Origin of the sequence: uncultured Microbacterium sp. (genome assembly GCF_963528945.1) — a bacterium.
Lineage (GTDB): Bacteria > Actinomycetota > Actinomycetes > Actinomycetales > Microbacteriaceae > Microbacterium.
The window spans coordinates 445818-463691 of sequence record NZ_CAURWX010000001.1; the positions used below are offsets into that span (position 1 = coordinate 445818).

Below are 17874 nucleotides of genomic sequence, written 5' to 3' on the forward strand. Positions count from 1 at the left end.
ACGCGCAGCACCCCTCGCCATATCGGAGCGGTGGTGCCGCGGCACGCGAGCGCGGGCCGCGCGGTCAGCGCCCGGGGTCGGCCTCGTCCGGCAGTTTCTCCACCGGCGATACGACGACGTCCTGCACCTTCCAATCCAGGTCCGCAATGCCCTCCGATGCCTCGCTGAGGCGTGCCAGCGCCACCTTCGAGCGGTGCGGCACCACGAAGGCTTCGACGTGGAACACCTGGCCCTGATCGCGCACCCGGACCGCCGCATCCGCCACCCAGGGACGGCTGCGCAGATACGAGACGATCTCCCGGGCCAGAGGATCGGGCGAGCGGCTGTCGTGTGTGCGCGCCCGCTGGTCCATCAGGTCGATGACGGCGGTCTTCGTGTTCGTGAACCCGTCCCAGATGATGCCGAGCGAGATGAACAGGGCGGCGGCGCCATCGAGCCACCACACGCCCAGACCCACGCCGAGCACGCCGACAATCGAGGCCACTGTGGTCTGCCAGTCCGCCTTGGCCATGTCGGCGTCGGCGTACAGCAGCTTGTTGTGCAGCACTGGGGCGAGCTTCGCCTTCGCCGGGCCGTAGAAGAAGATCGGTCCGACGATCACGACGGCCATCACGGCGATCATGAGCCACCCGAGCCAGACGGTCTGACCGAACAGCTGCACCGTGCCGATCGTCGGATGCTCGCCGGTGACGAGCCCGACGATCGACTCGCGGGCGAGGTTCAGCCCGACCGCGGCGAGGGCCACGCCCGCGACGAGGTGCCCGATTCCCATGGCGCGATGCAGACCGTACGGATGCGTGCGCGTCGGCCGACGGCGCACGAAGATCAGTGCCACGAGGAAGGCGATCTGGGGGATGAGCGACAGCATGTCCTCGATCCAGGCGGTGCGCATCGCCTGCGAGTTCCCCACCACGAGCGCAATCACCGCGATGGTAATGCTGGTGTAGGCGATCGTGAACCACTCCCACTTCACGGCCCGGCGCAGGGCGCGCGCTTGCTCGTCGGGAAGGTCGGTGCGTCCGAACTCATGGGTGACGTTCATGGGCCCACCTCCTCGTCGAGGTACCGCTCGAGCGTCGAGAGGAACGCGTTCTCACCGAGGGGCACGAGCATCACGATGTCCCGTCCTTCCGCCCCCTCGTCGCCCGAATACCCCCGCGAGACGCCGGCCTTCTCGACCCAGGGCGTGTCGGACGTGAAGCCCCCGGCGACCAGATCGAGCTCGTCGTCCTCCAGCATCCGCACCAGCGTCTCCTCGGTCGCCACGGTGAACTCGGGTGACGCATCGATCTCGTCAGCGAACCCTTCGACGAGATCGATGACGCTGCCGGACGGTTCGCCGCCATGCAGCTCGACGAGCGCGCCGTCCGGCGACACCCCGACGCGCAACTCACCGCCGCGCACGGATTCCAGCGTGCCGTCGGGGTCGGTCGGCACCGACAGGCCGCAGCCGGCGAGGGTCATCGCAATTGCGACGGTCGCGGCACCCGCCGCAGCGCGCAACGTTCGACTCGTGCTCATGATCGTCATCCTGCCGCGCGTCGCATGGCCGGGGAAGGAGATTGACCCGGCATAGAGTTCTGGCTAGCCAGGCGAGAGGCCGGGATCCGTCGGCGCTCGCGCGGTTGGGTACGCTGGGTGAGGCCCACCTCACCTCAAGGAGACTGCCGAACCATGGCTGACATTCAGACCTTCGAGCCCGACGGACGCGCGATCCCCTACACCGTGGAAGGTGACGGACCCGCTCTCATCCTCATCGCCGGACACGGTCTGAACGTCACCTACCTCGAGCTGCTCTCGCACTCGGTATCGGAGGAGGACTTCCGGGTGGTGAGCATCGGCTCGCGCCGCCCGTCGGACCAGGCGGTGACGATGCACGACCTCGCCCAAGACGTCGTCGACGTGATGAGCCATCTCTCGATCTCGGATGCCTGGGTCGGAGGTCACGCCTTCGGTGGCGCCGTGGCGCGCGTCGTCGCGCTCGACCACCACGACCGTGTGAACGGCGTACTGCTGCTCGGCGTCGACGAGACCGGTCCGTCGGCCGAGGCGCTCGCCGCACTGCCCGCCCCGTCGCGCGACGCCGAGGTCGACGCCCTTCAGGCGGCGGCCTGGGAGACGCCCGCGCCGCTCGCGGAGGGCCTGCCGGTGCTGGTCGTGCAGGGCACCGAAGATCCCATCGCGCCCGTCGAGAACGGCGAGAAGCTGCAGGAAGCCGCGCCCGACCGGGTCAGCGTCGTGCGCGTCGAGGGCGGAGGCTACCTGTTCCCGTTCACGCACATGGGTGCCACGTCGTGGGCCATCGAGGACTACCTCGACTGGGACTGATCCCCCCTGAACGCACGGATGCCGCGACCCGAGACGGGCCGCGGCATCCGGAAATCCGCGTCAGGCGACCTGAGCCGAGACGGCGAAGGACACCGCCCCGGCGTCGTCGACGCCGGCGTCGAGCACCTTGTCGTCGAGTGCGGCCGCGGCCGTCTCATCGAGGAACAGGCGTGTGCCGGACACCTCGACGACCTGGTCCTGCGGTTCGGGGTCGTTCGTGACGAGCACGGCGAGACGTGCCTCTCCGCTCGGGCCCTGGGCCTCGGTGGAGTGGATGCGCAGACCGGCATCCGGGGTTTCGCTCTGGCGACTCACGAGGGTCGTGACGATCGCGGAGGCGTTGTCGGTGAGGGTGAGCACAAGACTCTCCTTCCGTTCGAGGCATGACGCGGTCGCGACATGTCCCGGCTACGATTCCGAAGCGGCGCGCAGGGAGCAACCCCGACGCGCCGCCTCGGAGGAACCTCTCACCTGGCCAACAGCTTTCTCAGGAACACCTGAGCGGTGCCGTCCCCATCGGGCACACGCTCGCTCTCCTCGTAGCCGCAGCTGGTGTACAGGCGGATGTTCGCCTCGCTCAGGCTGCCGGTGAAGAGTTCCGCCGTCGTCGCCGATGAACGCTGCTCGGCGGCCTCGAGCAGCGCGCGCCCGATGCCTTCGCCCTGCATGTCCGGCGCGATCGCGATCCGTCCGATGAGCAGCAGATCGCCGTCCTCACGGAACCGGATCGCGCCGACCAGACGCCCGTCGACGCGGGCACCGAGGCCCGCGCCCATCCGCAGTTCTGCTCGCATCTCGTCGAGCGTCTGCGTGAGCGGGGGCATGTCGGCGCTGCCGTAGATCTGCGCCTCTGAGACGAAGGCCGCACGCTGGATCGTCAGCACCTCGCCGGCGTCGTCCTCGCTGAGGGGGGCGATGTCGATCGCGGGATGGTCGGGGGTTTCAGAGGGGGTCATCGTTCTCCTTCCGGTCACACGTTCGGGGGTCGGGGGTGGGCATGTCAACCCCCTCGAATCCCGGGTCGGAGCGTCGCTACGGTCGTCGCCAGGAGGACATCACTATGGCTACCAAGACCACGTCGAAGACCACCGGATCGAAGGGCGCTACCGCGAAGGCGGGCGCCAAGACCACCCGACCCCAGAACGCTGAGAAGGGCTTCACGGCATCGCCCGAACTCGCGGGCAACCTGCAGGCCGTTCTCGTCGACCTGCTCGAACTGGCACTGCAGGGCAAGCAGGCTCACTGGAACGTCGTGGGGCGCAACTTCCGCGACACGCACCGCCAGCTCGACGAGATCATCGACGAGGCACGCACCTTCAGCGACACCATCGCCGAGCGGATGCGCGCGCTGCACGCCGTGCCCGATGGCCGCAGCGACACCATCGCCGCCAGCACCACGCTGCCCGAATTCCCCTCGGGAGAGGTCTCGACGACCGACACGATCGACCTCATCACCGAGCGGCTCGAGGCGACAGTCGGCACCTTGCGCGATGTGCACGACGCGGTCGACGAAGAGGACCCGACGTCGGCAGACCTGCTGCACGCGGTCATCGAGCGGCTCGAGCAGTTCGCCTGGATGGTGAGCGCCGAGAACCGGGAGCCTGCGGGGAGCTGAAGGGAGCACCCGCATGATCGCGCGTACGGGGAGCGACGCGCGATTGCCCGGCCGGGGTCAGTCCTTCGGGACCGACCCCGGCCGTGCTGCGCCGCGGGTCACGTGCGGAAGCACCAGCCAGAGCGCCACCACCATCACCAGCGACGCGACGAGCGCGATCAGGCCGGCGGTCCGGTCGACGGTGAAGTCGACGATGAGCGTCGTGACGCCGATCGTCAGGGCGCCGATGACGACGAGGTCGATGCGCACGATGCGCGCCGCGATCCGCACGAGATCGGGCTTGCGTCGACGGCCGAAGAACGCCCGGTGCATGCCTACGGGTGCCAGCGCCAGGATCGTCGCCACCGCGGCGAGAGCGACCAGCACGACGTACACGTCGCGCTGCAGCTCATCCATGTCGGTGAACCGCGGTTGGAAGGCGACCGCCAGAAGGAAGCCGGTGAGGATCTGCGTGCCGGTCTGCATCACGCGCAGCTCCTGGAGCAGCTCGTCCCAGTTGCGATCGGCCCGCTCGTTCGGGGTCTCGTCGCGTCCGTCGGCGCGGTCGTCATGCCCCGCGTCGGCCATCTCCACACTCATGCGCTCAGTCTGATGCGCGCCGACACCCCTGTCCAGCCGACCCGCCCCGACCCCAGGAGACGTTCTCATGACCCTTCCTCCCATCCACGACTGGTGGCCGCATCTGTCCGTCGACGCGCGCCACGAGCTGCTCGAGAAGGCGCCGCATCTCGGTGACGACGTGCGCGAGGAGATCCGCGAGATCACCGGCGCGGTCGTCGGCATGCGGGAGGAGCTGTCGACCGAGGACCTCGAATACGCGCGGACTCAGGTCGAAGAGGTCGACTGACCGTCGACCACCGGGTCCTCGTCGCGCAGACGCGGCTCGGTGCGTCGCTCGGGCCGGGCGCCCGCCTTGTCGGCGTAGAACGAGCGGATGCGATCCATGTCGGCGCGGACGTCGCCGGTCGTCTCGATCGTCGGCCCGAGTCCGGTGGTCATCGTCGTCCGATCGACGAACCCGAGGGTCAGCGGCATGCCGGTCTCGCGGGAGATGCGGTAGAAGCCCGACTTCCAGTAATCGTTGCCGCCGCGGGTGCCGTCCGGCGTGATGACGAGACCGAAGACTTTTCCGGAGTGCACCTGGCCGACGACCTCCGCGACCACCCTGCCCGGGTCGTCGCGGTCGACCGCCACGCCGCCCAGCGCGCGCATCACCGGACCGCGCCACCCGCGGAACAGGCTCTTCTTCCCGAGCCAGTGCACGTCGATGCCGAGCCTCCACGCGATACCGAGCATGAGGACGAAGTCCCAGTTGGAGGTGTGCGGGGCACCGATGAGGATCGTCGGACGGGTCGGCACGGCGCGCTGGCCCACCAGGGTCCAGCGGCTGACGGCCCAGAACACCCGGGCGATCGATCTCTTCAGCATTCCTCCACCGTAGGGGGCGCGGCTGTCGATCCGCTGTCGGTCAGACGGCGTCTCCGGGCTCGGTGTGCTCCGAGTCCGTGCCGTCGGCCTCGCCCGCGAGGCGGATCAGCGCTGCGGCGATCCCCGGGGGCAGCCCCGGCGTCGCGTCGACGGGAACCGCGAGGGACTGCAGCGTGCGGCTGAACAGGTTGCGGGCCGCCGCCGCGAGGGCGATGTCGACGATCTGGCGGTCGGAGAAGCCGTGCGCTCGCAGGGCCTCCGAATCCGCATCCGTCATCGAGCGCGGCGATGTCGACAGCCGTTCGGCGAACCGGATCACCGCCTGCTCGGCCGCCCCGAATCCGCGGTCGTCGTGCGCCGCGAACGCGGCGATCCCCGCCTCGTCGACCACTCCGGCGCGGAGTGCGCGTCGCGCGTGCGCGAGCAGGCAGTGCGTCGAACCGATCGCCCGCGCCGCTCCGAGGGTCGCCGCCTCGTAGACCCGCACGCCGATCGAGGGAACCACGGCGTGCACGAGCTCTTCGAACGCGGCGTACGCCTCGGGGTTCACAGCCATCGCCTGCGTGTGCGCGAAGACGAAGCCGTCGTCTGCGATGTCGGCGGCGTACATCTCGGCGGCGCGACCCGAGACGGATGCCGCATCCGGGGGAGTGATGATCATGGTGCGCTCCTTGGTCGACGCGTCGGGCGCGACGAGGGAGGTGGCCCGGCGTCACTGCGAACGCTACGCCCGCCGGAGGGGCGCCGACACCCCTTTCCGTGCCGCGCGGATGGCTCTGCGGGAGCGACGCCCGTGCTGTCGGACAGGCGTACGATCGAGGGATGACCGATCAGCAGGCACACGCCAGTGAGCCGGAGGCGCCCCGCGGGCTCCGACCGTTGCCCGGTACCCTCGACCTCCTTCGCGGAGACGCCGACGACGAGACCGCCGGGTATTGCAGCGGCGGCGTCTGCCGCCTGCCGGCCGCGAAGAAGCCGTAGGTCGTCAGACGCCGCTCGCCCGGTGATCGGGGTCAGTGACCCCCGTGGAAACCGGCTGCGTCTTCGGCGGGCTTCCGCACGAACGCGCTCAGTGCCACGGCCGCGAGCGAGATGATCGCTGCGATGAGGAACGCCATGCGCGCACCCGGCGCACCGGCGACCGCGGTCGACAACCCCTCGGCCTCGCCCGAGTGCAGGATCGCGGAGTAGGTGACGAGCAGCACAGCGACACCCGCGGCGCCGGCCACCTGCTGCATGGTGTTGAGCACCGCCGAGCCGTGCGAGTACAGAGGTCGCTCCAGGGAGCCGAGCGAGGCGGAGAACAGCGGCGTGAACGACATCGCGAGGCCGACCGACATCACGGCCTGCACGATCACGAGCACCCACCACTGCGTCTGCTCGCCCACCGTGGAGTAGAAGAACAGGGCCGCCGACACGAGGATCGTGCCCGGGATGAGGAGCGGACGAGTACCGCGCGCGTCGTAGATGCGCCCCATGAGCGGACCGAGCAGACCCATCATGATCGAGCCGGGGAGCAGGATCAGACCTGCGCTGAACGACTCGAGGCCGACGACGTTCTGCAGGTACTGGGGGAGGAGGGTGAGGGTGCCGAACATCGACAGCGCGAGGATCGACATGATGATCACCGAGAGGGTGAAGTTGGTGGAACGGAAGACGCGCAGGTCGAGGAGTGCATCATCGGCGCGCTGCAGCACCAGCTGACGCCAGACGAAGAGCGCGAGCGAGACGACGCCGACGGCCAGAGCCGTCGCGCCCGCGGCGGGACCGGAGCCCGCACCCTCGCCGCCCAGCTGGCTGATGCCGAACACGACGCCGCCGAAGCCGAGCGCCGCGAGCGGGATGGAGAGCACGTCGAGGGGCAGGCGGCGGGTCTCGCCGAGGTTCGTCATCCATCGCGCGCCCATGCCGAGGGCCACGAGGGCGATCGGGAGGATGATCGCGAAGAGGGCGCGCCAGTTGGCGACCTCGAGCACCGCGCCGGCCAGCACGGGACCGGTCGCAGGGGCGAGCGAGATGACCATGCCGACGCGACCCATCATGCGCCCGCGGGACTGCGGGGGCACGACGTTCATGATCGTCGTCATGAGCAGGGGCATCATGATGCCCGTACCGACCGCCTGGATGACGCGGCCGACCAGCAGCACCGCGAAACCGGGGGCCACGAGCGAGACGAGGGTACCGAGCGAGAACGAGATCATCGCCGCGATGAACACCTGACGCGTGGTGAAGCGCTGCAGGATGAACCCGGTGGTGGGGATGACGACCGCCATCGTCAGCATGAACGCGCTCGTCAGCCACTGCCCGAGCTCCGGCGGGATGCCCAGGTCTTCGTTGAGGTGCGGGATGGCGATGCCCATGGTGGTCTCGTTGAGGATCGCCACGAACGCGGCGACCAGCAGCAGCCAGATGACGCGCATGTCGGAGCGGGCGATCGCTCCGTCGGCGGTGGTGCGGGTCGGGATCGACCCGGTGTCGACGGCGGACATACGGCCTCCAGGGCACGAGAAGAGGAGAGTGCGCGAGTGCGCGAGGACCAGTCAGGCCACTCAGCGTAACCACAGCATCCGACATTCCATTCCCGAGTCGCGGGATATCGGTCCGACGGATGCTCCCGACCCTCGGTGTCCCCGGGCCTGGATACGCTGACGGGATGAGTATGGGCGGACGGCACCCCGGCGGTTTCCGCGGGGTCGATGAAGAGGCGCAGAAGCGCATGAACGCCGAGGCGCCGCGCATCGACGGCCTGGGGCGGCGTGTGATCGCGCTGTTCCGGCCCTACCGGTGGCGCATCCTCCTCACCGGCATCCTCGTGGTGGTCGGCGCCGGCGTCGCGGTAATCCCTCCCCTGATCGTGCAGCGGGTGTTCGACGACGCGCTGTTTCCCACCGACGGCGGCGGTCCCGACCTTCGACTGCTCGCGTGGCTCGTGGGGGCGATGATCGCGCTCTTCCTCGGTTCGGCCGCGCTCGGCGTGGTGCAGACGTGGCTCACCTCCACCGTCGGCAACAGCGTGACCGGAGATCTGCGCGTGCGCCTGTTCGAACACCTGCAGGCGATGGAGCTGGGTTTCTTCACCCGCACCAAGACCGGTGTCATCCAATCGCGCCTGCAGAACGACGTCGGCGGGGTGTCCGGCGTGCTCACCAACACGGTGACGAGCATCCTCGGCAACACCGTCACCGTCGTCGCCTCGCTCGTCGCGATGATCCTCATCGACTGGCGCCTCACCCTCATCGCGGTCGTGCTCATGCCCTTCCTGGTGGTGGTGCAGCGCAAGGTCGGGCAGGTGCGCGCACGTATCGCCGGCGAGACGCAGGAGTCGCTCTCGGAGCTGACCTCGATCACACAGGAGACGTTGAGCGTCTCGGGCATGCTGCTCTCGAAGGCCTTCAACCGGCAGCGCACCGAATCGCAGCGCTACCAGGCCGAGAACCGCAACCAGGTCGTGCTGCAGGTGCGCCGGGCGATGAGCGGACAGGGCTTCTTCGCCGTCGTGCAGGTGATCATGGCGAGCGTCCCCGCGGTGATCTACCTCGTCTCGGGCTACCTCATCGCCGGAGGCAGCGGGGCGATCACCGCGGGCACGGTCGTCGCGTTCACGACCGTGCAGGCGCGGTTGCTGCAGCCGCTCATGGGCCTGATGCGCGTGTCGCTCGACCTGCAGACCTCGTCGGCGCTCTTCGCCCGCATCTTCGAGTACCTCGATCTGGTGCCCGAGATCCAGGACGCGCCCGACGCCATCCGGGTCGCCGCCGCACCGGGGCCGCGCGGGCGGGTGGAGTTCCGCGACGTCGTCTTCCGGTATCCGGATGCCGCGGACGACGCCCGGCCCACCCTCGACGGAGTGTCGTTCGTCGCGGAACCCGGCGCGCACGTGGCGTTCGTCGGGCCGTCGGGTGCGGGCAAGACCACGGTGCTCTACCTGGCTCCCCGCCTCTACGAGGCCGCGGGCGGCGCCGTGCTCTTCGCGGGCGCCGACGTGCGCACGCTCACGCAGGAGTCGATCATCGACGATGTGGGCATCGTCTCGCAGGAGACATACCTGTTCCACGCGACGATCCGCGAGAACCTGCTCTACGCCAAGCCGGATGCCACCGAGGCCGAGCTCGTGCAGGCGTGCACCGCGGCGAACATCCATCACATCATCGCGGGGTTCGAGAAGGGGTACGACACCGTCGTGGGCGAGCGCGGTTACCGCCTCTCGGGCGGTGAGAAGCAGCGCATCGCGATCGCCCGCGTGCTGCTCAAGGATCCGCCGGTTCTGCTGCTCGATGAGGCGACCTCGGCGCTCGACACCGTCTCGGAGCGCGTCGTGCAGGAGGCGCTCGACGAGGCGGCGAAGGGGCGCACCACCATCTCGATCGCGCACCGGCTCTCGACCGTCATGGGTGCCGATGTCATCCACGTGCTCGAGGCGGGGCGGATCGTCGAGTCCGGCACCCACGCCGAGCTGCTCGATCGCGGAGGCCTCTACGCCGAGCTCGCGGCGCAGCAGGTCGCCGCGTCTCGCGTGCTCGTGACCGAGGCCGTGGTCGAGCAGCGCGTCACCGGCGGAGTGGGCGCCGCGCTTCCCGAGCGTCGCGCCGACCGCTCACCCGACGACGCCGTCTCGACGGATGCGGTCGAGGTGCTGACGGCGTCCCTCGGTGTGGTCCCCAGCCCGCGCGCCGAGGACGGGGGAGGGCTTCCCGTTCGGTGACCGTTCGCGCGCTCAGTGCGCCGAGAGCCCTCCGTCGACGAAGAGCGAGTGACCCGTGACGTACGCCGACCCGGGCCCCGCCAAGAACACGGCAGCGCCGGCGAAGTCCTCCGGCAGGCCGTTACGGCCGATCATGGTGCGTGCCGCGAGCCCCGCGACGACCGCCGGGTCCTTCTGCAGCCGGGCGTTGAGGGGCGTGAGCACGAAGCCGGGCACCAGCGTGTTGCTGGTGACGCCGGTACCTCCCCACGCCTCCGCCTCGGACCGCATGAGCGACTCGACGGCTCCCTTCGACGCGCCGTAGACCCCGCTGGAGGCGAAGGCGCGGTGCGCCTGCTGCGAGCTGATATGGATCAACCGGCCGTAGCCGCGCTCCGCCATGCCCGGTGCGAAGCGGCGCCCGAGCAGGAACGGCGCCAGGGCGTTCACGGTCATGGTGGCGTCCCAGTCCTCCTCGCTGATGTCGGCCATCGGCGGGCGGATGTTGATGCCGGCCGAGTGCACGACGATGTCGGGCTCGCCGAACGGTGCCGCAGCGGCCTCGGCCGCCGCGTGGATGCCGGAGCGACTGCCGAGGTCGCCGACGACCCCGGCGGCGCTGCCGCCGGCGGATCGGATCTCATCGACCGTCGCCGACACCCGATCCTCCCCGCGGGCGAGGATCACGGTGGATGCGCCGGCACCGGCGAGGGCCGTGGCGATGCCACGGCCGATGCCGGAGCTGCCTCCGGTGATGAGCGCCGTGCGCCCCTGCAGCGAGAACAGGCTGTCGAGGTAGGTGGTCATGCGTCTCCGAGGGTTCTGCGCCTAATGGAAGGGGCGTGGGTGGGGCGGGGGCTGTGCCGGGTCGAGGGGGGCGCGCAGTCGGGCGGCGCCGGATCACCAGGCCAGACCGGCGGTGAGCGAGGGGTCGAGGCGGGCGTCGGCGTACTCGGGGAGCGCCCGGAGGTCGGCGACGAAGGCGTCGAGAGCGGCCGCGTACGCGGGGTCGGGATGCTCGGCGGCGATCTCGTGCAACGACGGGAGGTCCATCGTCAGGATCAGTGACAGGCGCGCGGCGACTGCGGCGTGCGCCCCGGCGTCGCGGAGAACGGCGATGCCGCCGCGCAGCGCCGCGAGGTAGTCGACGAGCACCTCCACCCGAGCCTTGCCCTGCGTGATCGATGTGCCGTCGGCACGGAGTCGCCACTCCACGACGACGTCGGGGATGACGTCGAACGCGTGCGCCCGGGTGTACATGAGCTGCGCGACGACCTGGTCCTCGTAGGCGACGCCCTCGGGGAATCGCAGGTCGGTCCAGAACGCCGTGCGGCTCACCTTCGACCAGGCGACGATGTTGGCGGAGGCATCCGGATGCTCCTCGAGCGTCGTGCGCCGACGCTCCGGGGCCGTCGCGGCGGCGACCCAGGGCTGAACGCGACCCGCGACGTAAGCGTCTCCCCGCAGGCGGGACCGCACGTACGCGCCGGCCACGAAGTCGCTCCCGGTCTCGCGCAGCGTGGTCGTCATGCGGTCGAGCGCGGTCGGCGCGAGCTCGTCATCGGCGTCGAGGAATCCCAGGAACGGAGTGTCGACGCGTTCGAGGCCCGCGTTGCGCGCGGCGCCCAGCCCCCTCGCCCGGTCGTGGCGCACCACCTGGAACCGCGGGTCGTCGGACGCGGCGGCCAGGAAGATGTCGGACGTCGCGTCGACCGATCCGTCGTCGACGAGGATCGCACGCCAGCCGGGCTCGGTCTGCGCCTGCAGCGACGCGATGGCCGCGGGGGCGAACGCCGCCACGTCACGCCCCGGCACGATCATCGTCACGATCGGGTCGGGGGCGCTCACCCTGCGATTCTAGGGCGGGGTTCCGCGGCGATCGTCGCCGAGGGGTGTCGGATCAGGAAGCGACCGCGCGCACGGCCTCCGCGACGAGCGCGGCGAGTCTCTCGGGCGCGTCGTCGGAAAGCACGTCGCGACCGAACGTGAAGCGCACGGAGGTCTGGGCGACGACCGGATCGATGCCGCAGGCGACGAGCACGGGCGACGGCTCGTCGCTGCCTGCGGCGCATGCCGACCCGCTCGACGAGATCACGCCGCGGCGCTCGAGTTCGAGCAGCACCGCCTCGCCGCTCGTGCCGGCGAACGTGAAGCTCGCCGTGCAGGGGAGACGGTGCGTCGGATCGCCGGTGAGTTCGGCTCGGGGCACCGCGCCGAGCACCGCGTCGATGAAGCGCCGCGTGGCGGCGCCCACTCGAACGCTCGTCGCGTCGCGTTCCGCCTCGGCGAGCTCGAGGGCGGTGGCGAGGGCCACCGCGCCCGCGACGTTCTCGGTGCCGGAGCGTCGACCGCGCTCCTGTCCACCGCCGTGGAGCAGCGGCTCGAGGGGTACCCGCCCACGCACGGCGAGCACGCCAATGCCCTTCGGCGCGCCGAGTTTGTGACCGGCGATCGAGACGGCGTCGGTGTCGAGGCCGGCGAGGGGCAACCAGCCCGCCGACTGCACGGCATCGAGGTGCACCACGGTCCCGGCGGCGTGAGCGGCGGCGATCAGCGCCGGAGCATCCTGAACGGTCCCGATCTCGTTGTTGGCGTGCCCGAAGCTCACGAGGGCCGTGTCGTCGCGCGCCGCGTCGACGACCGACTGCGGTGCGATGCGGCCGTGACGGTCGACGGGTAGAACGGTCACCTCGACGCCGTGGAAGCGCCGCAGGAACGCGACCGACTCGAGGATGGACTCGTGCTCGATCGGCGAGACGACCAGGTGCCGGGCGCCGCGCTCCAGAGCCGCCAGCGCGATGCCCTTGATGGCGAGGTTGTTGGCCTCGGTGCCGCCGCTCGTGAACACGATGTCGCCCGCGCGCATGCCGAGCACGCGGGCGACCCGCCGGCGTGCGTCGGCGAGGGCGAGTGCTGCAGCCTCGCCCGCGGTGTGTCGGCTCGACGGGTTGCCGAACGTCACGGCGAGGAACGGCTCCATGGCGGCCCGCACCTCCGGGCGCACGGGCGAGGTGGCGGCGTGGTCGAGGTAGAGCACCGTCAAGCGATCCGCAGGTCGAGTCCGAGATCGAGCGCACGGGCGGAGTGGGTGAGAGCACCGACCGAGATGACGTCGACACCCGTCGCCGCGATCGCGCCGACGGTGTCGAGGTCGACGCCGCCCGATGCCTCGACCGTCGCCCGTCCGCCGATCAGGGCGACCCCGGCACGCAGGTCGTCGAGCGAGAAGTTGTCGAGCAGCACGGTGTGCGCGCCCCCGTCGAGCACGGCCGGGATCTGATCGAGCCGGTCGACCTCGACGACGACGTGGGCGGTGTGCGGCAACCGCGCGATCGCCGCGCGCAGTGCGGTTGCGGTGTCGACGCCGGAGCGGGTGAGCACGGCGAGGTGATTGTCCTTCGCCATGACGGCGTCGGACAGGGAGAAGCGGTGGTTGCTGCCGCCGCCCGAGGCGACGGCGTGGCGCTCGAAGGCCCGCAGGCCGGGAGTGGTCTTGCGGGTGTCGGCGATGCGGGCCGCCGACCCGGCGACGGCGCGCACGTACGCGGCGGTGAGGGTGGCGATGCCGCTCATGCGCTGCGTGAAGTTGAGCGCCACGCGTTCGGCGGTCAGGATGCTCCGCGCCGGCCCCGAGACCGACGCGAGCACGTCGCCGGGTGCGAACTCGTCACCGTCGCCCACGTGGACGTCGACGGCGACCCCGGGGTCGGTGAGGGCGAAAGCCGCCGTGAACACGCTGCCTCCGCTCAGCACCCCGGCCTCGCGTGCGACGAGGTCGGCGGTGGCGATGGCATCCGCGGGGATGAGTGCCTCGCTCGTGAGATCGCCCCAGGGGGCATCTTCCTCGAGGGCCGCTCCGACGACGCGGTGGATGGTGACGGGGGTGAGCATCAGACTCCGATCAGGGCGGGTTCGCGCACGTGGGCGCCGACGGAGTCGGTGCGTGCCGCGGCGGCGGAGGCGGTCGCCTGGGCGACCAGGAGGAGGTTCGCGTTCTCGTGGTCGGCGAGGGTGGAGAGGGGGAGCGGGGTCGCGGCCCAGGCGTGCAGCGTCTGCCGGGCATGCGCGAGGCCCGCATCGCTGCGGAGCAGGCCGACGTGAGCGCTCATGAGTTCTTGCAGAGCGGCACGGGAGAACGCGGGAGGTGCCGCAGCGGTGCTGAGGGGCAGGTGCTCGGAGGCGGGGCTCCCCGCGGCTGCGCTCGCCTGCATGGCGCCCACCGGCCACGGTTCCGTCATGGCGCGGGCGACCCTCGCCCCGAACACGGCGCCTTCGAGCAGGGAGTTGGAAGCGAGGCGGTTCGCGCCGTGCACGCCCGTGCGGGCGACCTCGCCGCCGGCGAACAGACCGGGGATCGACGTGCGTCCGTCGAGGTCGGTGTCGACGCCGCCCATGAGGTAGTGCGCGGCCGGGGTCACGGGCAGCGGCTCGCGCGACCAGTCGAAGCCGCGCTCGCGCGTGACGCGGTCGATCGTCGGGAAGCGGCGGGCGAGAGTCCTCGCCCCGAGCATCGTCGCGTCGAGCAGCACGGGCGACCCCTGCAGCGCGCACTGACGGGCGATCGCCTGCGCGACGACGTCACGAGGGGCGAGCTCGCCGTCGGGGTGCACGTCGAGGCAGAACCGTCGGCCGGTCTCGTCGAGCAGCGTCGCGCCCTCGCCGCGCACGGCCTCGGAGAGGAGGAAGGGGTCTCCTCCGGCGAGCACCGTCGGATGGAACTGCACGAACTCGAGGTCGGAGACCCGTGCTCCTGCACGCAGAGCAGCGGCAATGCCGTCGCCCGTCGTCCCCTCCGGATTCGTCGTGCGGGAGAAGAGCCGACCGGCGCCCCCCGTGGCGAGCACCACGGCGTCGGCGTCGAGATCGTCGTACTTGCCGTCGCGCAGCAACCGCACGCCGCGCACGGCACCGGCATCCTCGTGGAGGTCGACGAGCATCGTTCGCTCCACTACCCGGATGCCCGCGCGACGGACCGCGTCGGTCAGGGCGCGCGAGATCTCGGCACCCGTCGCGTCGCCACCCGCATGGGCGATGCGCGCGTGGCGGTGCGCGGCCTCCCGACCGCGGAGCAGCTGCCCCGAGGCATCCCGATCGAAGGCCACACCGCGCGCGATCAGATCGGCGAGTGCGGCGTCGGCGCTCCGCACCAGCGTCTCCACTGCGGCGGGGTCGGCGAGACCGGCACCGGCGGCGATCGTGTCTGCGGCGTGCTGCGCGGCGGAGTCGCCGGGGCCGCGGACCCCTGCGATGCCGCCCTGCGCGTACCGCGTGCATCCGTCGCCGGAGGCGCCCTTGGTGACGACGGTGACATCGTGCCCGCGCTCCTGCGCGTGCAGCGCCGCGGTGAGTCCCGCGATGCCGGTGCCCGCGACGATGATCCTCATCGGCCGACCGGTGCCGGGGGCTTCGCGGCCAGCATGCGCTCGAGCGACACACGGGCGGGGTCGGCGACATCGGCCGGCACCGTGATTCGGTTCGGCGTTCGACCGGCGACCAGCTCCTCCAGCACCCAGGCGAGGTACCCGGGGTGGATGCGGTACATCGTCGAGCACGGGCACACGACCTGGTCGAGGCAGAAGATCTCGTGCTGCGGGTACTGCGCGGCCAACCGCTTGACGAGGTTGATCTCGGTGCCGATCGCGAACGTGGTGGGTTCGCTGGCGGCGTCGATGGCCCGACGGATGTAGTCGGTCGATCCGGCCTCATCGGCTGCGTCGACGACCTCCATCGGGCACTCGGGGTGCACGATGACGCGCACACCCGGGTGCTCCGCGCGGGCCTGATCGATCTGCCCGACCGTGAACCGGCGGTGCACCGAGCAGAATCCGTGCCAGAGGATGACGCGCGCGTCGACGAGCTCGGTGGGCGACGATCCGCCCCACGGACGTCGCGGATTCCACATCGGCATGCGTTCGAGAGGCACGCCCATCGCCTTCGCGGTGTTGCGTCCGAGGTGCTGGTCGGGGAAGAACAGCACGCGGCGCCCGCGCGCGAACGCCCACTCCAGAACGGTCTGCGCGTTCGACGACGTGCACACGATGCCGCCGTGCCGTCCCACGAACCCCTTGATCGCCGCGGAGGAGTTCATGTACGTGACGGGGATCACCGGCACCAGGCCCTCGTCGTCGGCGACGTCGAGGGGGCCGAGGGCATCGGCGAGCTGCTCCCAGCACTCCTCGACCTGATCGATGTCGGCCATGTCGGCCATGGAGCATCCGGCAGCCAGATTGGGCAGGATCACGGCCTGTTCCGGCCCCGACAGCAGGTCGGCCGTCTCGGCCATGAAGTGAACGCCGCAGAAGACGATGGCCTCGGCATCGGGCCGCCCCTTCGCGGCCGTGGCGAGCTGGAACGAGTCGCCCACGTAGTCGGCGTGACGCACGACCTCCTCGCGCTGGTAGAAGTGCCCGAGCACGACGACCCGGTCGCCGAGCACCTGCTTGGCCGCGCGGATGCGGGCATCCAGCTCCTCCTCCGAGGCCTCGCGGTACGCGACCGGGAGCTCGCCCTGGCGCGGGGCGCCGGTGGGGATGACGTCGCCCATCGACGACCCGGGGCCGTAGCCGGGGCGGATGTCGAAGTCCCATGGGCCGGCGGCGAGGTCGGTCGTGCAGGTGGCGTCGGTCGAGCGCCCGGCGACGATGTCCTGGATGGCGTGGTCGACCGAGCCGTCGAGCGGACGGCCGCCGGGGGTGGGGAGGAAGGCGATGCTCATCGGATGCTCGTTTCTGCGGGACCGAGGGGGCCGCGGGCGGCCAGCTCGACGTCGGTGTTGTCGCGGTAGAGGCGGGCGGGCCGGTGGCTGCCCGTGCGGAAGCGGTCGGTGGGGATGAGGTTTCCGGCGGCCTCCACCTGCCGTCGGAAATTGGCGGGGTCGAGGTGTCTGCCGAGGATGGCCTCGTAGGCCTCTCGCAGGTCGGACAGGGTGAACTCCGACGGCAGGAAGCCGTGCGCGACGCGGCTGTAGCCGACCTTGTTGCGCAGGCGCCAGAGCGCGTACTCGATGATGTCGGCGTGGTCGAAGGCCAGCGCCGGCAGCGCGTCGATGTCGAACCACTCGACGTTCTCGGGCGCCCGGCCCGCGGCGACGTGCGCGGCGCTCTGCGCGACCACGTCGTCCTGCCGCAGCAGGGCCCAGTACACGATGGAGATCACGCGCGTGGGGGAGCGGTCGACGGCGCCGAAGGCGTAGAGCTGTTCGAGATACGAGGGTGCGAGGCCCGTGGTCTCGGCGAGCGTGCGGGCGGCGGTGTCGATCGGCGATTCGTCGGTGGCGATCCAGCCCCCGGGCAGCGCCCATCGGTCGGCGAAGGGCTCGCGCGTGCGGTGCACGAGAGGGATGGCCAGCCGGGGCGCCCCGTCGCCCGATGGGCGCAGGGTGAGGATCACGGTGGATCCCGCCACGCGGATGGCTTCACTTCGGGTCTTCGGCACCTTAACCTCCGCGCTCGATCTTAGTGTCCTTCTGACCATAAGTCGAGCCCTCCCTCGACAGCCCCGGCTCACCCCTCCCTCATCCACCGCTCCCGTCGCACTTTCTGTCGCTGGGGGCGGAGTCGTGCGACAGAAAGTGCGACGGGAAGGGCCACGGATGAGCGGATGCCCCCGCTAGACTGGCCGCACAATCGAACACGGGCCGAACGACCCCCGCGGGAGAGCCCCGGCGAACGCAGCCGGGCACCGAAGGAGCAAGCCTCCCCGCCAATCTCTCAGGTACGCGTACCGCGTGGATCCGGCCACTCTGGAAAGCGATCGCGCACGTCTGCGCGATCCGCCGACGGTGAAAGCCCTGCGACGCGGGGTGAAACTCTCAGGCCCATGA

The 17874-nt window shown here is 70.8% G+C and carries 20 protein-coding genes and 1 riboswitch; of the genes, 5 read left to right on the plus strand and 15 right to left on the minus strand.

Annotation, left to right across the window (positions count from 1 at the left end; all coding sequences use genetic code 11):
- Positions 1-64 precede the first annotated feature (64 nt).
- Both RWS82_RS01970 and RWS82_RS01975 read right to left on the minus strand, forming a co-directional pair.
- Entirely contained in the window at positions 65-1042 is a 978-nt protein-coding gene (locus tag RWS82_RS01970; protein ID WP_314646318.1) for a cation transporter, read from the minus strand.
- Complete coding sequence (locus tag RWS82_RS01975) at positions 1039-1521, minus strand: hypothetical protein (protein ID WP_314646319.1); 483 nt, start codon at positions 1519-1521, stop codon at positions 1039-1041. The genes RWS82_RS01970 and RWS82_RS01975 overlap by 4 nt, the downstream gene beginning before the upstream one ends.
- Before the next feature lie 153 nt (positions 1522-1674).
- Here RWS82_RS01975 and RWS82_RS01980 point away from each other — a divergent pair, with 153 nt between their 5' ends.
- The gene (locus tag RWS82_RS01980) at positions 1675-2328 is read left to right on the plus strand and encodes an alpha/beta hydrolase (protein WP_314646322.1); all 654 of its coding nucleotides are present in this window, start codon (positions 1675-1677) and stop codon (positions 2326-2328) included.
- 60 nt (positions 2329-2388) lie between these two features.
- Here RWS82_RS01980 and RWS82_RS01985 read toward each other — a convergent pair whose 3' ends face one another.
- Positions 2389-2688: a Fe-S cluster assembly protein HesB gene (locus tag RWS82_RS01985; RefSeq protein ID WP_314646325.1), complete on the minus strand. Its 300-nt coding sequence runs from the start codon at positions 2686-2688 to the stop codon at positions 2389-2391.
- 107 nt (positions 2689-2795) lie between these two features.
- Positions 2796-3284, minus strand: coding sequence for a GNAT family N-acetyltransferase (locus RWS82_RS01990; protein WP_314646327.1), 489 nt, complete (start codon positions 3282-3284; stop codon positions 2796-2798).
- A 104-nt stretch (positions 3285-3388) separates the two neighbouring features.
- Between RWS82_RS01990 and RWS82_RS01995 the strand changes: the two genes are divergently transcribed.
- Positions 3389-3943 carry a DNA starvation/stationary phase protection protein gene (locus tag RWS82_RS01995; protein WP_314646329.1) on the plus strand — a complete coding sequence of 185 codons (555 nt, stop codon included), beginning with the start codon at positions 3389-3391 and terminating at the stop codon, positions 3941-3943.
- 57 nt (positions 3944-4000) lie between these two features.
- On the opposite strand, the gene RWS82_RS02000 is transcribed toward RWS82_RS01995, so the two are convergent.
- Positions 4001-4522 carry a DUF6328 family protein gene (locus RWS82_RS02000; protein WP_314646331.1) on the minus strand — a complete coding sequence of 174 codons (522 nt, stop codon included), beginning with the start codon at positions 4520-4522 and terminating at the stop codon, positions 4001-4003.
- A 67-nt stretch (positions 4523-4589) separates the two neighbouring features.
- On the opposite strand from RWS82_RS02000, the gene RWS82_RS02005 reads away from it, so the two are divergent.
- Positions 4590-4790 (plus strand): hypothetical protein, encoded by a 201-nt coding sequence (locus RWS82_RS02005; RefSeq protein ID WP_314646333.1) that lies wholly within the window; start codon positions 4590-4592, stop codon positions 4788-4790.
- Here the strand turns inward: RWS82_RS02005 and RWS82_RS02010 are convergent.
- Together RWS82_RS02010 and RWS82_RS02015 are read right to left on the minus strand one after the other, a co-directional pair.
- Positions 4769-5371, minus strand: a complete 603-nt coding sequence (locus tag RWS82_RS02010; protein ID WP_314646335.1) for a 1-acyl-sn-glycerol-3-phosphate acyltransferase — start codon at positions 5369-5371, stop codon at positions 4769-4771. The genes RWS82_RS02005 and RWS82_RS02010 overlap by 22 nt on opposite strands.
- 40 nt (positions 5372-5411) lie before the next feature.
- On the minus strand, positions 5412-6032 hold the full coding sequence (locus RWS82_RS02015; protein WP_314646338.1) for a carboxymuconolactone decarboxylase family protein: 621 nt from the start codon (positions 6030-6032) through the stop codon (positions 5412-5414).
- Positions 6033-6193: 161 nt separating this feature from the next.
- On the opposite strand from RWS82_RS02015, the gene RWS82_RS02020 reads away from it, so the two are divergent.
- A complete protein-coding gene (locus RWS82_RS02020; RefSeq protein ID WP_314646339.1) occupies positions 6194-6352 on the plus strand; it encodes a hypothetical protein in 159 nt (52 codons plus the stop codon).
- A 32-nt stretch (positions 6353-6384) separates the two neighbouring features.
- Here RWS82_RS02020 and RWS82_RS02025 read toward each other — a convergent pair whose 3' ends face one another.
- Positions 6385-7860, minus strand: a complete 1476-nt coding sequence (locus tag RWS82_RS02025; protein ID WP_314646340.1) for an MDR family MFS transporter — start codon at positions 7858-7860, stop codon at positions 6385-6387.
- Positions 7861-8030: 170 nt separating this feature from the next.
- On the opposite strand from RWS82_RS02025, the gene RWS82_RS02030 reads away from it, so the two are divergent.
- Positions 8031-10073, plus strand: a complete 2043-nt coding sequence (locus RWS82_RS02030; protein WP_400190066.1) for an ABC transporter ATP-binding protein — start codon at positions 8031-8033, stop codon at positions 10071-10073.
- A gap of 12 nt (positions 10074-10085) precedes the next feature.
- Here the strand turns inward: RWS82_RS02030 and RWS82_RS02035 are convergent, their stop codons facing one another.
- The 7 genes from RWS82_RS02035 to RWS82_RS02065 all read right to left on the minus strand — a co-directional run bounded on the left by RWS82_RS02035 (position 10086) and on the right by RWS82_RS02065 (position 17525).
- Positions 10086-10859: an SDR family oxidoreductase gene (locus RWS82_RS02035; RefSeq protein ID WP_314646344.1), complete on the minus strand. Its 774-nt coding sequence runs from the start codon at positions 10857-10859 to the stop codon at positions 10086-10088.
- A gap of 93 nt (positions 10860-10952) precedes the next feature.
- On the minus strand, positions 10953-11900 hold the full coding sequence (locus RWS82_RS02040) for a glycosyltransferase family 2 protein (RefSeq protein ID WP_314646347.1): 948 nt from the start codon (positions 11898-11900) through the stop codon (positions 10953-10955).
- A gap of 52 nt (positions 11901-11952) precedes the next feature.
- Positions 11953-13089 (minus strand): cysteine desulfurase family protein, encoded by a 1137-nt coding sequence (locus RWS82_RS02045; protein WP_314648154.1) that lies wholly within the window; start codon positions 13087-13089, stop codon positions 11953-11955.
- Between the two features lie 2 nt (positions 13090-13091).
- Complete coding sequence (nadC, locus tag RWS82_RS02050; RefSeq protein WP_314646350.1) at positions 13092-13943, minus strand: carboxylating nicotinate-nucleotide diphosphorylase; 852 nt, start codon at positions 13941-13943, stop codon at positions 13092-13094.
- The gene (nadB, locus tag RWS82_RS02055) at positions 13943-15436 is read right to left on the minus strand and encodes an L-aspartate oxidase (protein ID WP_314646352.1); all 1494 of its coding nucleotides are present in this window, start codon (positions 15434-15436) and stop codon (positions 13943-13945) included. The genes nadC and nadB overlap by 1 nt, the downstream gene beginning before the upstream one ends.
- Positions 15433-16767: a quinolinate synthase NadA gene (gene nadA / locus RWS82_RS02060; protein WP_314646354.1), complete on the minus strand. Its 1335-nt coding sequence runs from the start codon at positions 16765-16767 to the stop codon at positions 15433-15435. The genes nadB and nadA overlap by 4 nt, the downstream gene beginning before the upstream one ends.
- Positions 16764-17525, minus strand: coding sequence for an NUDIX hydrolase (locus tag RWS82_RS02065; protein WP_400190052.1), 762 nt, complete (start codon positions 17523-17525; stop codon positions 16764-16766). Before RWS82_RS02065 ends, nadA begins: the two co-directional genes overlap by 4 nt.
- Positions 17526-17692: 167 nt before the next feature.
- Positions 17693-17787: riboswitch (glycine riboswitch) on the plus strand.
- The last annotated feature ends 87 nt before the right edge of the window (positions 17788-17874 follow it).

Bases quoted from the DNA above. Each gene is read 5' to 3' on its own strand.
- RWS82_RS02020 (WP_314646339.1), top strand. From the start codon at position 6,194: ATGACCGATCAGCAGGCACACGCCAGTGAGCCGGAGGCGCCCCGCGGG.
- RWS82_RS02030 (WP_400190066.1), top strand. From the start codon at position 8,031: ATGGGCGGACGGCACCCCGGCGGTTTCCGCGGGGTCGATGAAGAGGCG.
- RWS82_RS02035 (WP_314646344.1), bottom strand. From the start codon at position 10,859: ATGACCACCTACCTCGACAGCCTGTTCTCGCTGCAGGGGCGCACGGCG.
- RWS82_RS01995 (WP_314646329.1), top strand. From the start codon at position 3,389: ATGGCTACCAAGACCACGTCGAAGACCACCGGATCGAAGGGCGCTACC.
- RWS82_RS01990 (WP_314646327.1), bottom strand. From the start codon at position 3,284: ATGACCCCCTCTGAAACCCCCGACCATCCCGCGATCGACATCGCCCCC.
- RWS82_RS02065 (WP_400190052.1), bottom strand. From the start codon at position 17,525: ATGGTCAGAAGGACACTAAGATCGAGCGCGGAGGTTAAGGTGCCGAAG.
- nadA (WP_314646354.1), bottom strand. From the start codon at position 16,767: ATGAGCATCGCCTTCCTCCCCACCCCCGGCGGCCGTCCGCTCGACGGC.
- RWS82_RS02000 (WP_314646331.1), bottom strand. From the start codon at position 4,522: ATGAGTGTGGAGATGGCCGACGCGGGGCATGACGACCGCGCCGACGGA.
- RWS82_RS01975 (WP_314646319.1), bottom strand. From the start codon at position 1,521: ATGAGCACGAGTCGAACGTTGCGCGCTGCGGCGGGTGCCGCGACCGTC.
- RWS82_RS02005 (WP_314646333.1), top strand. From the start codon at position 4,590: ATGACCCTTCCTCCCATCCACGACTGGTGGCCGCATCTGTCCGTCGAC.
- RWS82_RS01970 (WP_314646318.1), bottom strand. From the start codon at position 1,042: ATGAACGTCACCCATGAGTTCGGACGCACCGACCTTCCCGACGAGCAA.
- nadB (WP_314646352.1), bottom strand. From the start codon at position 15,436: ATGAGGATCATCGTCGCGGGCACCGGCATCGCGGGACTCACCGCGGCG.
- RWS82_RS02025 (WP_314646340.1), bottom strand. From the start codon at position 7,860: ATGTCCGCCGTCGACACCGGGTCGATCCCGACCCGCACCACCGCCGAC.
- nadC (WP_314646350.1), bottom strand. From the start codon at position 13,943: ATGCTCACCCCCGTCACCATCCACCGCGTCGTCGGAGCGGCCCTCGAG.
- RWS82_RS02015 (WP_314646338.1), bottom strand. From the start codon at position 6,032: ATGATCATCACTCCCCCGGATGCGGCATCCGTCTCGGGTCGCGCCGCC.
- RWS82_RS02010 (WP_314646335.1), bottom strand. From the start codon at position 5,371: ATGCTGAAGAGATCGATCGCCCGGGTGTTCTGGGCCGTCAGCCGCTGG.
- RWS82_RS01980 (WP_314646322.1), top strand. From the start codon at position 1,675: ATGGCTGACATTCAGACCTTCGAGCCCGACGGACGCGCGATCCCCTAC.